The 17,735-nt window shown below is 64.1% G+C and carries 15 protein-coding genes; 5 read left to right on the forward strand and 10 right to left on the reverse strand.

Annotated features, from left to right (window positions below; translation table 11 throughout):
- Positions 1–46 precede the first annotated feature (46 nt).
- Both KUV72_RS02745 and KUV72_RS02750 read right to left on the reverse strand, forming a co-directional pair.
- Positions 47–3,349, reverse strand: a complete 3,303-nt coding sequence (locus KUV72_RS02745; RefSeq protein WP_222237351.1) for an AAA family ATPase — start codon at positions 3,347–3,349, stop codon at positions 47–49.
- Positions 3,346–4,626, reverse strand: coding sequence for an exonuclease SbcCD subunit D C-terminal domain-containing protein (locus KUV72_RS02750; protein ID WP_222161969.1), 1,281 nt, complete (start codon positions 4,624–4,626; stop codon positions 3,346–3,348). Before KUV72_RS02750 ends, KUV72_RS02745 begins: the two co-directional genes overlap by 4 nt.
- A gap of 125 nt (positions 4,627–4,751) precedes the next feature.
- Between KUV72_RS02750 and nfi the strand changes: the two genes are divergently transcribed.
- Together nfi and KUV72_RS02760 are read left to right on the forward strand one after the other, a co-directional pair.
- Positions 4,752–5,432 (forward strand): deoxyribonuclease V, encoded by a 681-nt coding sequence (gene nfi, locus KUV72_RS02755; protein ID WP_222237352.1) that lies wholly within the window; start codon positions 4,752–4,754, stop codon positions 5,430–5,432.
- A gap of 34 nt (positions 5,433–5,466) precedes the next feature.
- Positions 5,467–6,027 (forward strand): DUF1415 domain-containing protein, encoded by a 561-nt coding sequence (locus KUV72_RS02760; protein ID WP_222237353.1) that lies wholly within the window; start codon positions 5,467–5,469, stop codon positions 6,025–6,027.
- A 158-nt stretch (positions 6,028–6,185) separates the two neighbouring features.
- Here the strand turns inward: KUV72_RS02760 and KUV72_RS02765 are convergent, their stop codons facing one another.
- On the reverse strand, positions 6,186–7,058 hold the full coding sequence (locus tag KUV72_RS02765) for an aldo/keto reductase (protein WP_222237354.1): 873 nt from the start codon (positions 7,056–7,058) through the stop codon (positions 6,186–6,188).
- Positions 7,059–7,339: 281 nt separating this feature from the next.
- Between KUV72_RS02765 and KUV72_RS02770 the strand changes: the two genes are divergently transcribed.
- Entirely contained in the window at positions 7,340–7,768 is a 429-nt protein-coding gene (locus tag KUV72_RS02770) for an OsmC family protein (RefSeq protein ID WP_206942863.1), read from the forward strand.
- A gap of 163 nt (positions 7,769–7,931) precedes the next feature.
- On the opposite strand, the gene KUV72_RS02775 is transcribed toward KUV72_RS02770, so the two are convergent.
- Positions 7,932–8,675: a gamma-glutamyl-gamma-aminobutyrate hydrolase family protein gene (locus KUV72_RS02775; protein WP_206942862.1), complete on the reverse strand. Its 744-nt coding sequence runs from the start codon at positions 8,673–8,675 to the stop codon at positions 7,932–7,934.
- Positions 8,668–9,657: an amidoligase family protein gene (locus KUV72_RS02780; protein ID WP_206942860.1), complete on the reverse strand. Its 990-nt coding sequence runs from the start codon at positions 9,655–9,657 to the stop codon at positions 8,668–8,670. The genes KUV72_RS02775 and KUV72_RS02780 overlap by 8 nt, the downstream gene beginning before the upstream one ends.
- Before the next feature lie 105 nt (positions 9,658–9,762).
- Between KUV72_RS02780 and KUV72_RS02785 the strand changes: the two genes are divergently transcribed.
- Both KUV72_RS02785 and KUV72_RS02790 read left to right on the forward strand, forming a co-directional pair.
- Positions 9,763–12,129, forward strand: coding sequence for a mechanosensitive ion channel family protein (locus KUV72_RS02785; protein WP_222237355.1), 2,367 nt, complete (start codon positions 9,763–9,765; stop codon positions 12,127–12,129).
- Between the two features lie 367 nt (positions 12,130–12,496).
- Positions 12,497–12,772, forward strand: coding sequence for a glutaredoxin family protein (locus tag KUV72_RS02790; protein WP_222161975.1), 276 nt, complete (start codon positions 12,497–12,499; stop codon positions 12,770–12,772).
- Between the two features lie 312 nt (positions 12,773–13,084).
- Here KUV72_RS02790 and cdd read toward each other — a convergent pair whose 3' ends face one another.
- The 5 genes from cdd to deoC all read right to left on the reverse strand — a co-directional run bounded on the left by cdd (position 13,085) and on the right by deoC (position 17,718).
- Positions 13,085–13,525 (reverse strand): cytidine deaminase, encoded by a 441-nt coding sequence (gene cdd, locus KUV72_RS02795; RefSeq protein ID WP_222237356.1) that lies wholly within the window; start codon positions 13,523–13,525, stop codon positions 13,085–13,087.
- Positions 13,522–14,265: a purine-nucleoside phosphorylase gene (gene deoD, locus KUV72_RS02800; protein ID WP_206942852.1), complete on the reverse strand. Its 744-nt coding sequence runs from the start codon at positions 14,263–14,265 to the stop codon at positions 13,522–13,524. The genes cdd and deoD overlap by 4 nt, the downstream gene beginning before the upstream one ends.
- 95 nt (positions 14,266–14,360) lie before the next feature.
- Positions 14,361–15,593: a phosphopentomutase gene (locus KUV72_RS02805; RefSeq protein WP_222237357.1), complete on the reverse strand. Its 1,233-nt coding sequence runs from the start codon at positions 15,591–15,593 to the stop codon at positions 14,361–14,363.
- Positions 15,590–16,930: a thymidine phosphorylase gene (deoA, locus tag KUV72_RS02810; protein ID WP_222237358.1), complete on the reverse strand. Its 1,341-nt coding sequence runs from the start codon at positions 16,928–16,930 to the stop codon at positions 15,590–15,592. Before deoA ends, KUV72_RS02805 begins: the two co-directional genes overlap by 4 nt.
- On the reverse strand, positions 16,930–17,718 hold the full coding sequence (gene deoC, locus KUV72_RS02815; protein WP_206942846.1) for a deoxyribose-phosphate aldolase: 789 nt from the start codon (positions 17,716–17,718) through the stop codon (positions 16,930–16,932). Before deoC ends, deoA begins: the two co-directional genes overlap by 1 nt.
- Between the last annotated feature and the right edge of the window lie 17 nt (positions 17,719–17,735).

Below are 17,735 nucleotides of genomic sequence, written 5' to 3' on the forward strand. Positions count from 1 at the left end.
GCCTTCCTGTCGTGGTGGATGTCTCGGCTCCCGGCAGCATAGGGCGCTAGTCGGTGAGCACAACGCGACTCTCCCCATTGCCGCCAGGCATCACCTGGATCTGCACGGGAATGCGTTCATGCATCTCCTGGACGTGGGAGATGACACCCACTCGACGGCCCTGAGCCTGCAGCCCATCGAGTGCGTCCATGGCCAGGGCCAGGGACTGTGGGTCGAGGCTGCCGAAGCCTTCATCGATGAACAGTGACTCGATGGCAAGCTCCCCCGAGGCCAGGGAAGCCAGCCCAAGAGCCATGGCCAGCGAGACCAGGAAGGTTTCCCCACCGGACAGGGAGTGCACCGAGCGTCGCTCGTCCGCCACGTCGCGATCGATGACCAGCAGCCCCAGCGGGCTGCCTCCTCGCACCAGTCGGTAGCGACGGCTGAGGCCGGCCAGGTGTGCGTTGGCCTCGTCGATCAGACGCTCCAGGTTCCAGGCCTGGGCGATGCGGCGAAAGGTCTTGCCGTCGGCGGCGCCGATCAGCTCGCTGATCCGGCCCCAGCGGTGGAGTTCGGCGCGGGCGGCCTCGAGCGCTTCCAGTCCATCGCGCTGACGCTGGCGGCGGCGATCATCGTCATGCAGGCGGTGCAGGGCGGCGTCCCGGGTCTGCTGAGCGTTGGCGACTCGCGGCTGGCATTCGCGTTGACGGGACGCCAGATCCTCGCGGCGTTGTGCCAGGCGGTGCTCGGTGTCGGTGTCGAGCAGGGTGTCCGGATCCTGGTCAGGCAGATGACGCTGGCGCCAGCCGCGCCAAGCTCGGCGTCGCTCCCCAAGGCTGGTGCGGGCGGTCTGCAGCGCATCGCGCGCGCTGTCGACCCGGCGGCGCAGCCCTTCGATGTCGGCGTCGCTGCGCTCGAGGAGTTGCGCCAGCCGCTCGTCGTCCAGCTCCGGCTGCTGGCTACGCCAGCTGGCGAGGTGCTGATCCAGTGCCGCCTTGTCATCCTCGAGCTGGCGAAGGGTGTGGCGCTGATGGGTGAGCTGCTGATTGAGGCTGATGACCTTGCGTTGCCGCTCCTCCACCGCCTGGCGAGCCTGCTCGTAGTGTTCGCGGCTTCGTTGGACGTGTGCCTCGAGGCGTTGCTGCCAGGCGTCGACGCTGGTGTCATCGCCCAATAGGGTCGACAGCTCCGCCTGATGGCGCTCAACCGCCTGACTCAGTGTTGGGCGACGTTCATCGAGTCGCTGGATCTCTTCGGCAACGTCGGCCATCCGCGCCGCCACTGTCTTGAGGTCGGTTTCTGTTCTGGCGATGGTCTCCGCCAGGGGGGCCAGCGTGCGCTCGGCCTGTTCAACAGCCGCAAGACGTGTCTTGGCTGCTTGATGACGCTGCTGCTGGCGCTGGGTTTGCTGCGTCAGCCAGTCCTCCACGTCCTTGGCGGAGTGCTGCAGTGCGTGCAGGCTCGCGTCGAACAGCGGGTGGGCCTCAAGCTGGGTCGATGCCTGGTCGCCATGCGGGGCCAGCTCCGCCAGTTGGGTCTCCAGTTGTGACACTCGCTCGTCGAGGGTCCGGTAGCTTCCGAGCAGCGTATCGCGTCGCAGACGACAGTCGCTCAGCTGCTGTTCCGATGCCGCCAGCTGGCGATTCTCCTCGGCTATGGTGGCTTCGAGCTGGGCGCCCTCGGCACTGGCCGGGGGGGAGTCACGCCATGGATGTTGAAGACTGCCACAGACCGGGCAGGGATGATCCGGCGCCAGGGTGGCGCGCAGTGCATCCACCTTGTCGCTGCGTACGGCACGCAGCCTTTCGATGCTGCGGCTGAGCGACTCGTGAGCCTGGGTGGCGGCATCCAGGGCTTGCCGTGCGGCCTTGCCCTCGTCCAGCAATTGGTCACGCTGTCGTCTGGCCTGCTCGTGTTCGGCAGTCACCTGGCGCTGCTGATCATCGAGCTGCTTGGCCCTTTGCCAGCGTTGGCGCAGCTCTCCGAGATCCAGCAGGCGTTGCCCCGCATCCTCAAGGCTCTGCTGGGCCTCGGTTCTGGCGTCGGCCACCCGTTGGCCGGGGCCCAGGTAGTGCGCCAGGGTTTCGGTGGCGCTGTCCCGTTGCTGGCGCTGCTGCTGCAGCGCGCTGTCGGCTGCCTCACGTTGCTGACCAAGCTCGGCGTGCTGTTGACGACGACGCCTCAGCTCCTGCTCGAGGGCCTCATGCTCTCGCTGGTGGCCGTGAAGTTCGCTGGCAATCTGGTGCGCCTGCTGGATGCGAGGACGCGCTGCGTCGCGCTCCCGTTCGGCAGTGGACAGCGAAGACTTGGCGGCCGTCTGCTGCTGTTCGTGCTGCTGCTGATCGTCGAGGGTGGCCGCCAGGCTGTGCTCGAGCTGTTCGAGGGTGTGGCGGGCATCGGGCAGCTGCCGAGCCAGCTGGTGTTGACGCTGAAACTGGCTGCGCTGCGGGGCCAGGCGTTCGAGCCACTCAAGCTCGCGGCGCTGTGCATCCAGCTCAGCCCAGGACTGCTCTGCCTGGTCCAGAGCCTGGCGGGCTTCAGCGTGGCGTTCTCGATACTGGACGTCTTCGGTCAACCAGCTGGCTTCCTGCTCGAGCTGGCGCAGTGCCTGCAGCTGCTCGGCGAGCGCGGCTTCGGCCGAGCTCAACTCGGCCTCCATGGCCTGGCGCTGATCGCTGTCGCTGGGAGTGTCCTCATCCAGCAGCGCTTGCTGCCGCGCCACGGCGTCCCGCGCTTCCTTGGCACGCTGGTAGGCCGCCATCGAGATCAGCGAGTATTCAGCGGTGTCGGTCAGCTTTTCCAGCAGGTCCGAGCGGGCGTTGTCATCGGCCTTGAGGAAGGCCGCAAACTCGCTCTGGGCCAGCAGCACCGCACGGGTGAACTGATCAAAGTTCAGCCCGAGCCGGTCTGGCAGCAACTCTGCAAACTCGCGCTTCTGGGCGGTCAGCAGACGCTCGTCATCCAGGTCCTGCAGCGACTGCTCGACGGCCTGGAGCTTGCCGGTGGCCTTGTCCCGGGCGCGGCGGACGGCCCAGCGAGCCCGGTAGCGGCGACCGTCGCGGCCAATGAAATCGACTTCGGCGTAGCCGCTGGCGGCACCGCGGCGCAGCAGGCTGCGAGGGTCCGAGGTCAGAATGCGTGAGCCGTCCTGGTCATCCAGGTGGGAGTCTCGGCTCGGCGCACCGCGCAGGCGTGGCGTATTGCCGAACAAGGCCAGGCACAGTGCATCCAGCAGGGTGCTCTTGCCGGAGCCGGTCGGACCGGTGATGGCGAACAGGCCGGCCTCGGCCAGCGGGGGCTGGCTGAAATCCAGCTCTAGCGGGCCCGGCAGTGAGGCCAGCTGGGCGAGTCGCAGGGCAAGAATCTTCACGTTGATGCTCCTTGGCGGCTGGCGCTTTCGGACGCATCGTCATCCTGAACCTGCTGACATAGTCCGTCGAAGTCCGCCAGGACGTCCTGCTCTGGCTCTTCTCCCCAGGCCTCGCGCCAGGTGCGCGTGAACAGCTCCCGTGGCCCGATGTCCTCCAGTCGCTCGCCGCGTTGGGGGGCTTGCTCGGCGCTGCTGGGCAGCTCGCGCTTGAGACGCAGCAGGCGCACGGCCTTGGTCGCCAGTGCCTGCTCGACGCGCGAGCGTAGCTCCGGCATCGGCGCCTCGAGACGCACATTGATCTCCAGCCAGTCCCAGCGCTCGGTGGGACCGGACCCTTGGCGCTCGGGCAGATCGTCGATGGCCTGCAACAGCTCATCCAGGGACGCCGGTCCAAGGCGTCGCATGGTCACGGCGCGTGGCACGGCCAGGGGCTCGACCTTGGCAAGCGTGCCGTTGTCCAGGCTCAGCAAGAGCACCTGATGGGGGTAGTCGACCTCACTGAAGTCCAGTGGCAGCGGGCTGCCGCTGTAGCGTATGCGCTCCTCGCCCACACGCTGGGCGCGGTGAAGATGGCCCAGGGCAACGTAGTCGATATCATTGGGAAACAGCGATGCAGACAAGGACTCCTCTCCGCCGATCACGATAGGCCTCTCGCTAGCCTCCGAGACGGCGGCGCCGCGCAGGTGGGCGTGACTCATGGCGATCAGCGCCTGACCGTCGGTGCGCTTGCGGCGGGCCGCCTCGATCAGCTCACGGTGAACCCGCTCGACGCTGCTGACGTAGTCATCGTGGCGATCGCTGTGGTGGTCGCTGGTGCGTCGGCGACCGGTGATTTCCGCCGGCCTGAGGAAGGGCAGGGCGAGGCACCAGGCGCCCACCTCGCCACGGGCATCGGTCAACGGCACCAGCAAGCGCTCGCTATCAATGTGGCCGTCGTCGATGAACTCGACCCGTCCCAGCGCGTAGGTCCGCAGGTGGCGCATCAACGGCGCTGGCAGCTCGATACGGCTACCGCTGTCATGATTGCCGGCGATCAGCACCAGGGTGAGCGCTGGGCAACGCTGATGAAGTTCGACGATGAAGTCGTACAGCATCTCCTGGGCACGCAATGAGGGGTTGACGACATCGAAGACATCGCCGGCCACCAGTAGGGCATCGGCAGCGTGATCCTCGGCGACCTGAATCAGCCAGTCGAGGAACGCCTTGTGTTCTTCATGGCGCTCCTGGCCGTGGAAGCTCTGGCCTAGATGCCAGTCCGCAGTGTGGATGATGCGCATCCGTCCTCCCTGATGGATCGTTGGGCCGAGCAGTCCCGCGGCTTGTCGTTGCCCGTGGCGGAGGCATAGTCTACCGCGAGCAGATGGCGACATCAGCCACCCATGGTCATCGACAAGGAGGCGCTATGACCAAGCTGCATTGCGCGCCCCGCCCGGCGCTGCACGACTGGGCACTGGCACCGAGGGAAGCCATCGCGCTGCAACGTTCGTTGGCCCAGCGGCTCGAGCGTGAGGACCGGATCGCTGACGTCGAGCATATTGCCGGTGTCGACATTGGCTTCGAGGAGGGGCAAACGACGACCCGCGCCGCGGTGGTCGTGCTGGCCTGGCCATCGCTCGAGGTGGTCGAGCAGGTCGTCGCCAGGGAGCCGACGCGCATGCCTTACATTCCGGGGCTGTTGTCCTTCCGCGAGATTCCGGCAGCGCTGGCGGCCTTCGACAAGGTACAGCATCGTGTCGACCTGGTGATGGTGGATGGACACGGTATCGCCCATCCGAGGCGCTTGGGCGTTGCCGCTCACCTCGGTCTGTGGCTGGACCTGCCGACACTGGGGGTGGCGAAGAAGCGCCTGACAGGACGTCATGGTGATGTGCCCGAGGCTCGAGGTGAGTCCTGTGACCTGCTTGACGGGGACGAGCGCATCGGTGTCGTGCTACGCTCTCGCGCCGGCGTCAAGCCGGTGTTCGTATCCCCTGGGCATCGGCTGATGGTAGATACCGCCGCTGCCTGGGCGGTGGCCTGCCTTGGCCGCTACAAGCTTCCTGAGCCGACCCGGCTAGCCGACAGGCTAGCGTCAAGGCGCTGAACCGGCCTTGCTACTGAACCTGCGAGAACCGCCCATGTCCGACACTGCTCTGTCACCAAGCCTTGCCGCTACCGCGACCTGGGTCGAGGAATTCGTGGTCCGACTGAACGTCTGCCCGTTCGCCGGTCGCGAGCTCGCGCGGGACACCATTCGCTATGTCGAGGTGGACGGGCGCGCCCTCGAGCCGGCGCTGATGGCCCTGATGGACGCCTGCCACCAGCTGGAGGTGGCGCCAGAGGTGGAGACCAGCCTGCTGGTGTTCAGCCACGGGCTTGCCGACTTCGATGACTACCTGGACGCCCTGGCCATGGCCGAGGCGCTGCTGGTCGATCAGGGCTACGAAGGGGACTTCCAGCTGGCGAGCTTTCACCCGGACTACGTGTTCGACGGGGTCGAGGACGATGACCCGGCCAACTTCACCAATCGCTCGCCGTGGCCGGTGTGGCACCTGCTGCGAGAAGAGGGGCTGGAGCGGGCGCTGGCCCACTATCCCGACCCCGAGGCGATTCCTGAGCGCAATATCGAAAAGCTCAGGGAGATCGGCAGCGCGGCGCTGGCGCGTCAGCTTGAGGAGCTGCGCCAGCGCTTCTGCTGAGCCATATACATTAGGAAAGTGCTGAGTAAATGTAGCGAGCGATGGCAGGTCGGCTACTGCCGGAACGGAGAGACCGGAGTTTACGTGTGGGTAAATGAGGATCGTGAGTACCGCCAGCAAGCCGAAATGTCGAGCGCAGCCATTTATGCAGTGCTTTCCTAGACGATATCCAGGGGTACGCGTGTGCTCGGCGCCGGATACAGCTCGTCCAGGCGCGCAAGCGTCGCCTCATCCAGCGTTACCTCCAGTGCCTTCGCATTGTCATCGGCGTGGTCGGGAGTGGCGGCCTTGGGAATGGCGATGACGTCGCGACTGCCGTCGATGGGGCGAATGGCCCAGGCCAGCAGCAACTGAGCGGGACTCAGTTGATGTTCTGCCGCCAGGGCCTGGAGCTCGGGGTCCCGCAGTGGATCTGGCCCGACGCCACCGGCCTGCGCCAGAGGACAGTAGGCCATCAGCGGGATGCGATGCTGTCGCTGCCATGGCCGCAAGGCCACCTCGATGCCGCGGGAAGCCAGGTGGTAGAGCACCTGATTGACCGCGCAATGGCTGCTACCGGGGACGCTCGACAGCGCCTGCATGTCCTCCACATCAAAGTTCGAGACGCCAAAGTGGCGGATCTTGCCGGCGTTTGTCAGGCGCTCGAAGGCCTCCAGGGTCTCTTCCAGTGGAACGTTGCCGGGCCAGTGCAGCAGGTACAGGTCCAGGTAGTCTGTGTTCAAACGCTTGAGGCTTGCTTCGCAGGCAGCGATGGCGCCGCTGCTGCTGGCATTCCAGGGATACACCTTGGACACCACATAGGCCTGGTCGCGGCGGCCTGCCAGGGCCTCTCCCACGACGCTTTCCGCCTCGCCGTCGGCATACATCTCGGCGGTGTCGATCAGTCTCAGACCGCGTTCGAGCCCTCGCTGCAGGGCGGCGATTTCACGTGATCGCGGTGCGCGCCCTTCACCCATGAACCAGGTTCCTTGGCCAATCGCGGGGAGGGTGTCGGCATCATGGGGGCCGAGGGAAACGGTAGCAAGACTCATGAGAAAGCGGACTCCTTGTGGCTTTCGTGGACACTCAACAGGACTATCGTAGCCGAGTCCGCCGTTGCCAACGCAACAGGGGGCACAAGGCTGGACACTGCTTGATGGAAGATGCACTGTGGTGACATCAGTCTTGGTGGCGTGCCACGAAGACTGCCCGCTGACGCCGCCGCTGGTTCACATTGTTGCCAAGGGGTGTTCAGCGTGCGCCAAAGGGAAAGGCGCAGAGGTGATCGTCGAACTCGATCGAAGTCTCAGTCTGTCAATGGAAAGGAGTCGATATGAGCATTACCAATACCGCATCAGCGCAGTGGAAAGGCAATCTCAAGCAAGGCAAGGGCGTAGTATCGACCAACAGCGATGCGCTCAACGACGTGCCTTATGACTTCAAGCAGCGTTTTGAAGGTCAGGCCGGTACCAATCCAGAGGAGTTGATCGGTGCCGCCCACGCCAGCTGCTACTCCATGGCCCTGTCGATGATTCTGGAGGGGTCCAGCCTGGAAGCTGACAGCATTGACACCAGTGCTGACGTTACCCTGGAAGAAGTGGACGGCGGTTTTGCAGTGACCAAGGTGCATCTGACCGTGCGTGCCAGCATTCCTGGTGCCGAGGAAAGCGTGTTCAATGAGGCCGCCGAGAAAGCCAAGGCGGGCTGCCCGATCTCGAAGCTGCTGAACGCCGAGATCAGCCTCGATGCCAAACTGGTGTGATCGTCAGGGAGCGTCATCGCCTGGGCGATGACGCTCCCTGCCGGCTAGCTGGATAGAGCTTGCCGCATCAGTAAAAGCCTGCCGCTGGCAGGCTTTTTTGTGCACTGGCGTTGCCTCTAGTGTGACGTTCATGACGCAGGCCATGGCCAGACGCCATGAGTGACTACAGCGGATGTTCAGCCGCTGCCGCGCGTTGACCGGCATTCCGACTGGCCTTGGCGGGCGGGCGACGTTCGCAATGAGGCTTGCATGAGGCTTTCACCAAGGCCTTGATCAGCCGCTGCTGGGGGCGGTTGAACACCAGAAACTCCGGGTGCCATTGCACCCCAAGCAGGAAGTCATGGTCCCGCGATTCGATTCCCTGGACCAGGCCATCCCGGTCCCTGGCGACGATGTCGATGCCGCGCCCTGCCTGCTCGACGGCCTGGTGATGAAGGCTGTTGATGCGGCACCAGCTGACCCTCAGCAATTGGTGCAGGCGACTGCCCTCGACGATGTCCACGGTCTTGCGCGGCAGCACGGTGCGACGGCGCTTCAACCCTTCGTGGGTGGTGTAGATATCGCTGTCCAGGGTCCCACCGAGGTGAACGTTGATCAACTGGGAGCCACGGCAGATGCCCAGTACTGGCGTGTTCCGCGGAATTTCCCGGGCCAGCAGTTCCAGTTCGAGCTCGTCTCGCTGGGGATCGACGCGCACGTCGAGCTGCATCTCTCCTCCGTAGAGGTGTGCCTGGATGTCATCACCACCGCCCACGATCAGCCCATCCAGATGCTCTGGCCTGGGCCGTGACGGAGACAGTCGCAGTGGCCGGCCGCCATGCCGCCAGACCGCGAACCAGTCGAACCACCAGGCCAGCAGGCTCTTGTGGTCGGAGGTGGATATGCCGATCAGTGGACGCTCAGCCATCCTTGGCATCTCCTGTCAGCGTGTTCTTTACCTTTTGCCATAACGAGCGGTCGAGGTGACGGGCCCGGTACTCCGCCATACGCTCACTCAAGGTGTCCGGTGCGCAGGCGAGACGTTCGACTTCCAGCCAGCGATTCCACTCGGTGACGGCTCCCCAGTCTGGCTCGGAGAGTTGTGCGTTGGGCAGGCGGTAGTGAAAGGTCGGGCGCGGCTGGACGAGCTCCTTGCGAAACAGCTCGTGGGGGTGTTCTGGCCGCAGGTGCGCAAACAGCGGCAGCATGTCCAGATCACGATTGCGGGTCGGGTTGTCGGCCAGGTAGTCATCGATCAAGGTGTCGATGTCGGGAGCGTAGTCCGGGTCGAACAGTTTGAGGCAGTAGCGCTTGTGAAAGGGATTGGCGTGGGGCAGCACCTCGCGGGTGATGTCGACCCGAATCTGTTCCCTGAGCCAGTTGGCCGAGAGCAGATAGGCACGCAGATAGCGCAGGATATCTGCCGCCTCGAGACTCGGCAGTTCAGGGTTGAGGTGCAGTCCGAAGCCGTAAAGCAAGCTGGCCTCGGTGCCCTTTGCGCCATGTTGACGCAGAGCGTCGAACAGGGCGTCGAGGGTGTCCAGCTCGTCCCATGGCACCGGGGGGCAGACGATTTCCGTCGGCACCACACCGGTCACCATATCGCCCAGCAGCTCCCGCGACCGGCGATCGATATCACGGCGCATGCGCTCCCAGTCATCCTGCTGGGCGGACTCCTGGGCGGCGTCAGGATGCACGTAGTGTGAATCAAGCTCGATCTTGAAGTCGCCCCAGCGGGTGTCGCAGACCTTCATGCGATGTGCACTCTGGACGTCGATGCGTCCTTCGAACAGCGACTGGACCAGCTTCGTCGTGGCCATGGCGTCCAGACCAGCGAATTCGATTTCGACCCCCACCTTGCGGGTTGCTCCGTCCGAGGTGGTGGGCTCGGGTGGCGCTTGGGCTTTCATGTCGGCATCCTATTGAGGCATCAACGGTGCATTTCTTCGCAGACTACCACAGGCGGTCAAGGTTCATCCGCGAAGGCATCGATTCGTACGTGGCGAGGAGCACGAATGGTTTGGTTCAGGCAAAAGAGGTGGTACGTGTTTCAAGGGGTTAGCTTCCTCGCGCTTCTATTACTCTGTTTTGTGCCTATTCAGGCGTCGGCGCAAGGTGTCGGACTGACTGCCTTGGCCGGCAATAGCGGTAATGGTGGTGCCGCCCAGGAAGCCTCTCCCGAAGAGCTGCAGCGCTCTCTCGATACCTTGATCCAGACGCTGGAGAGCGATCAGAGCCGCCAGCAGCTGGTCGACAGTCTGCGCTCCTTGCGGCAGGCAGGTCAGGCAGAGGTAGAGGCGCAGGGCAACTCGCAGGGGCTGTTGGGAGCGCTGGCCGATACCTTCAATGAGCTGGGTGAAGAGGCCGAAAGCGCCAGGTCGCCCATGGTCCAGTGGCGCGCCAAGTTCTTCGAGGGCTGGCAGGATATCGACGGCCTGGTCAGCGGCACCGAGCACAGTGACCTGGCGCGCTTTGCGGTCGAGTTCAGTGTGTTGATGGCCACCTGGGGGGGCATCGTCATCATCCTGGTAGCGCTGGGTCGGTTGGTCGGTCGTCGTCGCGGGTGGCCCATGGACCTCCCACGAGACCCCAAGGCGTGGCTGCTGGCAGCGCACTTTCTGCGACGCATGCTGCCCTGGGCGCTGGGGTTCCTGTCGATTCTGGGGGTGCTGCAGCTCGTCCCGGAAAGTGCGGCAGCCACGGGCGTATCGGTGGTGGCCTATGCGGCCCTGTGTGGGCGCATTCTATCGGTGGTGGTAGAAATCGTGGTATCGGTGTTCACCAGCGGCCATCGCTATCCTGCGGTGCGCCTGCTGCAGCAGCACGCGCTGCGTCCGCTGTTTGTAATTGGCGCCCTGATCGCCCTTGGTGATGCCTTCAAGTCTGAACGCCTGGTGGAGTTGCTGGGCTTCGATCTGGCATCGTTGGCCTCGGTGCTGGCCAACATTCTGGCCACCGCATTGACCTTCCGCTTCATCGTGCGTTTCAAGCGCCCGATCAAGCACCTTATTCGCAACCGCAGTTACAGCATTCGCAAGGACTGCAACAGCCACACCGAGGTGACGCGGGTCATCGGTCGACTGTGGCATATCCCGGCCTTGCTGCTGGTCGGCGCGTCACTGGTGGCGATTTTCGTGACCGTGGGAGACGTGGGAACGGCGCTGGCGCGATCGATCATCAACGCCGCCCTGCTGGTACTGACGCTGGTGGTGACGGCGCTGCTGCGACGGCAGAACGAACGACACGACCACTCCCGCGGACGCCACCGTCACCACAGTGAGTACCGGCGCCGGCTGGAACGTTTTGCCTATACCCTGGGGCACGTGTTGGCCTGGCTGGTGTTTGCCGAGCTGTCGCTGCAGGTCTGGGGCGGCTCCCTGGTGGGCATCGGTCGCGAGGGAGTGGCCAGCGTGCGCATCGGTCAGGCCATCCTGGCGATTGCCTTCACCGTATTGCTGGCCTGGCTGGCGTGGATATTCGCCGATACTGCGATTCAGCGGTCGCTGATGTCATCGGCACGGTCGCGAGGACGTCGGGTCAACCAGGCCAGGGCTCAGACCATTACGCCGATGATTCGCAATGTCGTCTTCGCGACGATCGTGGTGATTGCCTCCATCGTTGGACTGGCCAACCTGGGGGTCAACGTCACACCGCTGCTGGCGGGTGCCGGGGTCATCGGCCTGGCGCTGGGCTTTGGTGCCCAGACCCTGGTCCAGGATCTGATTACCGGCATCTTCATTCTGGTGGAGGACTCCCTGGCGGTAGATGACTTTGTTCGGATCAATGGTCATATGGGCACGGTGGAGGGGCTGACCCTTCGCACTGTTCGTCTGCGCGATCTAGACGGTATTGTTCATATCCTCACCTTCTCGAAGATCGAGTCGATCCATAACATGTCGCGCCAGTTTGGCGTGGCGTTGATGAAGATCCGCATTCCCTTCGACATGAAGATCGACGATGCCACTACCATGATGCAGGAAACGGCGCGGGACCTGCGTCAGGATCCGATCATGCGTCACCACATCTGGTCACCTCTGGAAATGCAGGGTATCGACCGCTTTGAGGATGGCTGTGCGATCCTGCGGATGCGTTTTCGGACCTCCCCGGAGATGCAGTGGGATGTGGCGCGTGCTTTCAACATGCTGCTGAAGCGTCGCATGGAGCAGGTAGGCATCGAGCTTGGTGCGCCACGCATCAGCGTCAGCATGGAAGGTCGCGGAGGCGGTCGTTTGGATGGTTCTACCCGAGAGGGCGAGGCGGACTATCAAGGCGCTACCTCAGGCACCCAGAGTGATGCCAGCGGTCGACGTCCGGGCCAAGCCGGAGTGGCCGATCCGCAGCATCAGACCAGTGCCACGGGGGCGTCGCCGGACCCCGCGTAAGACCTGGGCTAGACGACAAGGGGGGCGAAGGGCAATAGCCCTCGCCCCTTTTTTGTGTGTTGCACTCGACATGGCTGTGCTCACTTCTTGGGAAGCACTGCATGAATGCCTGCGCCGACGACTCGCGGGGTCTCCCAGTGTGCCGTGGCGTGCATCCCCATCCAGGGGCATAAAGTGGCTGTCAGGATGCGTCAGTCGGTGACACTAAGGTAACAAGTCGGGCGGCGGCAAGGTCCAGCAACAGGGACGCGGCGTCGCCTGCACCACTTGATACTGATGGCTTCCTGACCGGTTGACGATACGTCGCCACACGGGGAGGTCGTCCGGTGATAACAGTGTGCCTAGCGCACCACCAGAGGGATAAGACATGACGATTGCCAAGGATCTCGCGCTCTACCACTTTGCCCATTGCCCGTTTTGCGCCTTTGTACGGCGTGAACTCGACAAGCTTGGCGTCCAGGTTGATATCCGGGATGCGGGGGCGGATCCCGCCCATCGCAAGGCGCTGAAGGAAGGCGGCGGCAAGGTTCAGGTGCCGTGCCTGCTGATCACCGGTGATGATGGCAGCGAAACCTGGCTTTACGAGTCCATGGACATCGTGGCGTATCTGAAAAAGCGCTTCGGCAAGGAGAAGGTGGCGTAATTTAGGTGTGGTGTAGGTGTGGCTCAGGCGTAGCGTGGGTGGCGTGCAGGTCGACCGCCCAGTGCGCCCCTGGAAACTACGATGGTGTTACCGGATTGGGCAGAAAACTGCATTGCAGGAGAGATGAAGCTCAAGACAGGTGAAGTTCAAGAGAGGTGAAGTTCAAGAGAGATGAAGTGCAAGAGGTGAAGCTATTGCATCAAGCCTGACGTGACTTTCAGCAAGCTAGTGATTGGGGCCACCTGGAGTGGCCCTTTTTTTGGTCTGGATATCCGTTCGAGTGGGTGATGCAGAGCCCAAAGGCGGCGGTTGTCAGCTCCCGTAAGCGGAGCCCTTGCCGAGATTTTCCGGGCCGAAGGAGTCGGGCAGCAGCTCATCCATGGTATAGCGCTTGAGCAGCTGACCATCGGCATCCACCACGCGGATGACAGTCTGGGGAGAGGCAAATTCCCGCAGCCGCTGGCGGCAGTCGCCGCAGGGCGTGCACAGGTGTGACCCAGGTCCAATGACATAGACCTCCTGCAGTCGCGTTTCGCCTGCGGAGATCATGGCGGCAATAGCGGATGCTTCGGCGCAGAGTCCCTTGTAGTGGGCCACTTCGACGTTGGCGCCGACATAGCGGGTGCCGGCTTGAGTGATCAGCAGGGCACCCACCGGATGATCGGAATACGGGACGTAGGCGCGTCCCCGCACCTCGATAAGTGCCGCGACTATGTCGGCGGGGACGGCGGCTTCTGGGGCGTGATCCGTCATGAGTGTGTCTCCTGAGGGGCGTGGCGGCGATCGTCCTCGAGCACGGCGTCCAGGGCAATGCGCATCATGTCATCGAAGCTGGTGGCCCGCTCGTCGCTGGACAGGCTGTCACCATTGACGATGTGATCGGAAACGGTGCAGATCGTCATGGCTCGGGCGCCGAATTCGGCGGCGACGCCGTAAAGACCGGCGGCTTCCATCTCGACACCGACGATGCCGAAGTTACGCAGGCAGTCGATCAGCGCCGGATCGGGGTGGTAGAACAGATCCGCTGAAAAGATGTTACCGACCTTGACTGGCACCCCGTGACGTGCGGCCGTGTCGACCGCAGCGCGAGTCAGCTCGAAGTCCGCAATGGCGGCAAAGTCCAGTCCGCGAAAGCGCGAGCGGTTGACGCCGGAGTCGGTACTGCCGCCCAGGCCAATGATCAGGTCCCTGACTTTGACGTCATCGCGAACGGCTCCGCAGGAGCCGACCCTGATCAGGCGTTTGGCACCGAACTCGGTGATCAGCTCCTTGGCATAGATCGATACCGACGGGATGCCCATGCCGTGGCCCATGACAGAGATGTCGCGGCCCTGGTAGCGTCCGGTGTAGCCGTACATGTTGCGCACATCGTTGACCAGGCGGATGTCTTCCAGATAGGTCTCGGCGATGTAGCGTGCGCGCAGCGGATCGCCAGGCATCAATACGGTGTCGGCGAAATCACCGGGTTCGGCCTTGATATGGGGAGTAGCCATCAGGATTCCTTGTACTGTCGAAGCGACGTCGCCAGCGGGATGGCGCCCGCTGGGGCGGAGTCGAGCTGGCGGCGCTGGTCAGTTGGACCGCGGCGCTAGCGGTTTGGCAAAAAGCTGTCACCGTCGTCCATGGGAGCCAGACCAAAATGGTCGGCCAGGCTTTGACCAATGTCGGCAAAGCTGTGACGACGACCCAGCGAACCCGACCTCAGGCCCGCGCCGCGGCTCAGCACCGGGATGTACTCGCGAGTGTGATCCGTGCCATGCCAGCTTGGGTCGCAGCCATGGTCGGCAGTGATCACCAGCAGGTCATCCTCCGTCAGTCGGGAGAGCAGCTCCGGCAACTGACGGTCGAAGGCTTCCAGGGCAGCAGCATAGCCGGATACGTCGCGGCGGTGGCCATAGACCATGTCGAAGTCGACGAAGTTGGTCATGATCAGCCGTCGATCGTCGGCGCTGGTGGGCTCATCCATGGCCGCCAGGGTGGCGGCCATCAAGGCGTCATGTCCCGAGGCCTTGACCAGACGGCTGATGCCACAGTGAGCGTAGATGTCGGCGATCTTGCCGATGGCGACGACCTCCCCGCCGCTGTCGTGCAGCTTTGACAACACGGTGGGAGAGGGGGGCTCGACGCTGTAGTCGCGGCGATTGCCGGTGCGCTGGAAACTGGCTGCATCCTGGCCGACGAAAGGCCGCGCGATCACCCGGCCGATGTTGTACGGCTCGAGTAGACGCCTCGCCGTTTCACACAGCTCAAGCAAGCGCTCCAGACCAAAGTGATGCTCGTGGGCGGCAATCTGAAACACGCTGTCGGCGGAGGTGTAGACGATGGGTTTGCCGCTCTCGCAGTGTTGCTCCCCCAGCCGGGCAATGATCTCGGTGCCTGACGCGTGACAGTTGCCGAGCACACCGGGAAGGCCGGCCTCGCTGATCAAGGCGTCAAGCAAGTCCTCGGGAAAGCTGTTGCTGTGGTCGGGAAAGTAACCCCAGTCGAAGCGCACCGGCACTCCCGCAATTTCCCAGTGGCCGGAGGGAGTGTCCTTGCCGGAGGAGACCTCTGCGGCGTGGGCGTAGGCACCATCGACGTCTCCCAGCGTGATCCCCTCGGCAACCTCGTTGGTGGCTTCCTGATGCGCATGGAACAGCCCCAGGCGAGCCAGGTGGGGAAGCACGAGCGGGCCGGTGCGCCCCCTGTCGTCGGCCTCGCCTCTGGCGCAAGCCCTGGCGATGTGGCCCAGGGTATCGGCGCCTGCATCGCCAAAACGATCGGCGTCGGGCGCCGCACCGATACCGAAGGAATCCATTACCAGCACGATAGCGCGTGTCATCGGAGGTCTCCTGCCAGGGAAGGGTCGGGCAAGGTGTCATGCACCAGTGGCAACGCGGGGGCCTGGTCGGCGACGGTAAAGGCGTCACGCAGCTGCGCGGCCACCCGCTGTGCATCATCATCACTGGCGGCGTGGATTCTGGCCACCGGGCGATGATCATCGACGGCCTGGCCGATGCCGGCGATCTGGTCAATACCGACGCGGTGGTCGATGGCATCGCCTGCTCGGCGACGGCCACCCCCCAGCGCAACGACGGCCATGCCAATCGCCTTGACGTCCTGGGCGCTGACCACGCCCGGTTGCTGGGCAAAGACGTCACGCACCACGGGGGCACCAACAAGATGCGCTGGCGCCTGCGAGAGCAGGTCTGATGGGCCGCCAAGGCCCGCCACCATGCGCTCGAAGCGCTCAGCCACCTGACCGTTGGCGAGACAGGCATCCAAGCGTGCCGCGGCCGTTTCCCGGTCCTTGGCGATGCCGCCCACCAACAGGGTTTCAACCGCCAGCCTGCGCGTTAGCTGAAGCAGGCGCGAGTCGCGACGTTCGCCACGCAGGATCGCCAGGCATTCGTGCACTTCGATGGCGTTGCCTGCGCTCTCGGCGAGAGTCTGATTCATGTCGGTCAGCAGCGCGGTGGTCGGCGTCCCTGCCTGGCGAGCGACGTCCGCGATGGTACTGGCGAGTTGCCGGGTGTGTGCATCGCTCTCCAGAAAGGCCCCGTTGCCGATCTTGACGTCCATGACCAGGCCGTCAAGGTTCTCGGCGAGCTTCTTGCCGAGGATGGAGGCGACGATCAGCGGCAGCGAAGAGACGGTGGCGGTCACGTCGCGCACGGCATACAGGCGCTTGTCGGCGGGCGCCAGGTCTCCGCTCTGGCCGACGATGACGACGCCAACGTCCTTCAGCAGGCGCTCGAAGGTCGCTCGCTCAGGCGTGACGTTATAGCCGCCAATGGCCTCCAGCTTGTCCAGGGTGCCGCCGGTGTGGCCCAGACCTCGGCCGGAGATCATCGGCACGTGGGCGCCACAGGCGGCCAGCCAGGGCCCGAGAATCAGCGACACGGGATCCCCGACGCCGCCAGTGGAGTGCTTGTCGAGTACCGGGCCCGGAAGGTCCAGGCTGCGGTAATCGAGACGACTCCCCGAGTCACGGGTCGCTTCGGTGAGGGCAACGGTTTCGTCCAGTGACATGCCGTTGAGGTAGGTCGCCATGGCGAAGGCGCCAATCTGCTCGTTGCCGGCGCTGTCGTCAGCGATCGCCATCACGAAGTGCCGGATCGCCTCCCGCGACAGGGTCTGTCCATCTCGCTTGGCCGCGATGATGTCTTGTAGCAGCATCAGTAGCCCCCAGCCTGGCCTCCGTCATCGACGCCAACCCCGGCGGTCATCATCAGGTTATCGAGCAGGCCTGATGCGCCGAAGCGGAAGGTCTGCGGGGTCGCCCAACCCGGGCCCATGATGTCCGCGGCGAGGTCCAGGTAGACGGCGGCGTCTTCCACGGTGCGCACACCGCCAGCGGCCTTGAAGCCTACTGGGCGGTCGGCGCTTCGGATCGCCTCAAGCATGACCTTGGCAGCTTCAGGCGTAGCGTTCACGGTGACCTTGCCCGTCGATGTCTTGAGGAAGTCGGCTCCGCCGGCGATGGCCTGCTCGCTAGCTCGGCGAATCAGGGCCGGGTCCTTCAGTTCACCGGTCTCGAGGATGACCTTGAGGGTGCGGTCACTGGCGGCCGCCTTGCACATTTCCACCAGCTCCTGGCCGATCGCGTCGTCGCCTGCCAACAGCGCGCGGTAGGGAAAGACCACGTCCACTTCGTCAGCGCCTGAGGCGACGGCTTCGCGTGTGGCGCGTGCAGCCGCCATGATGTCGTCACCGCCATGAGGAAAGTTGGTCACGGTAGCAATCTTGACCTGCCCGCTGAGGTTGTGGGCAGTCAGGGCGCGGCGTGCCGGCACCACGAACTGGGGGTAGACGCAGACCGCTGCCACATTGCCCAGTGGCGTCTTGGCACGCTGGCACAGGGCTTCGACGACGGCATCGGTGTCGTCATCATTCAGGCTGGTCAGGTCCATCAGGGAAAGGGCCTGACGGGCAACAAGATGGGGGTTGAAGGTCGGGGTGGACATGAAAACGTGCTCCTGAA

Origin of the sequence: Halomonas sp. DP4Y7-1 (assembly GCF_019800705.1) — a bacterium.
In the GTDB taxonomy this organism is placed as follows: domain Bacteria; phylum Pseudomonadota; class Gammaproteobacteria; order Pseudomonadales; family Halomonadaceae; genus Halomonas; species Halomonas litopenaei_A.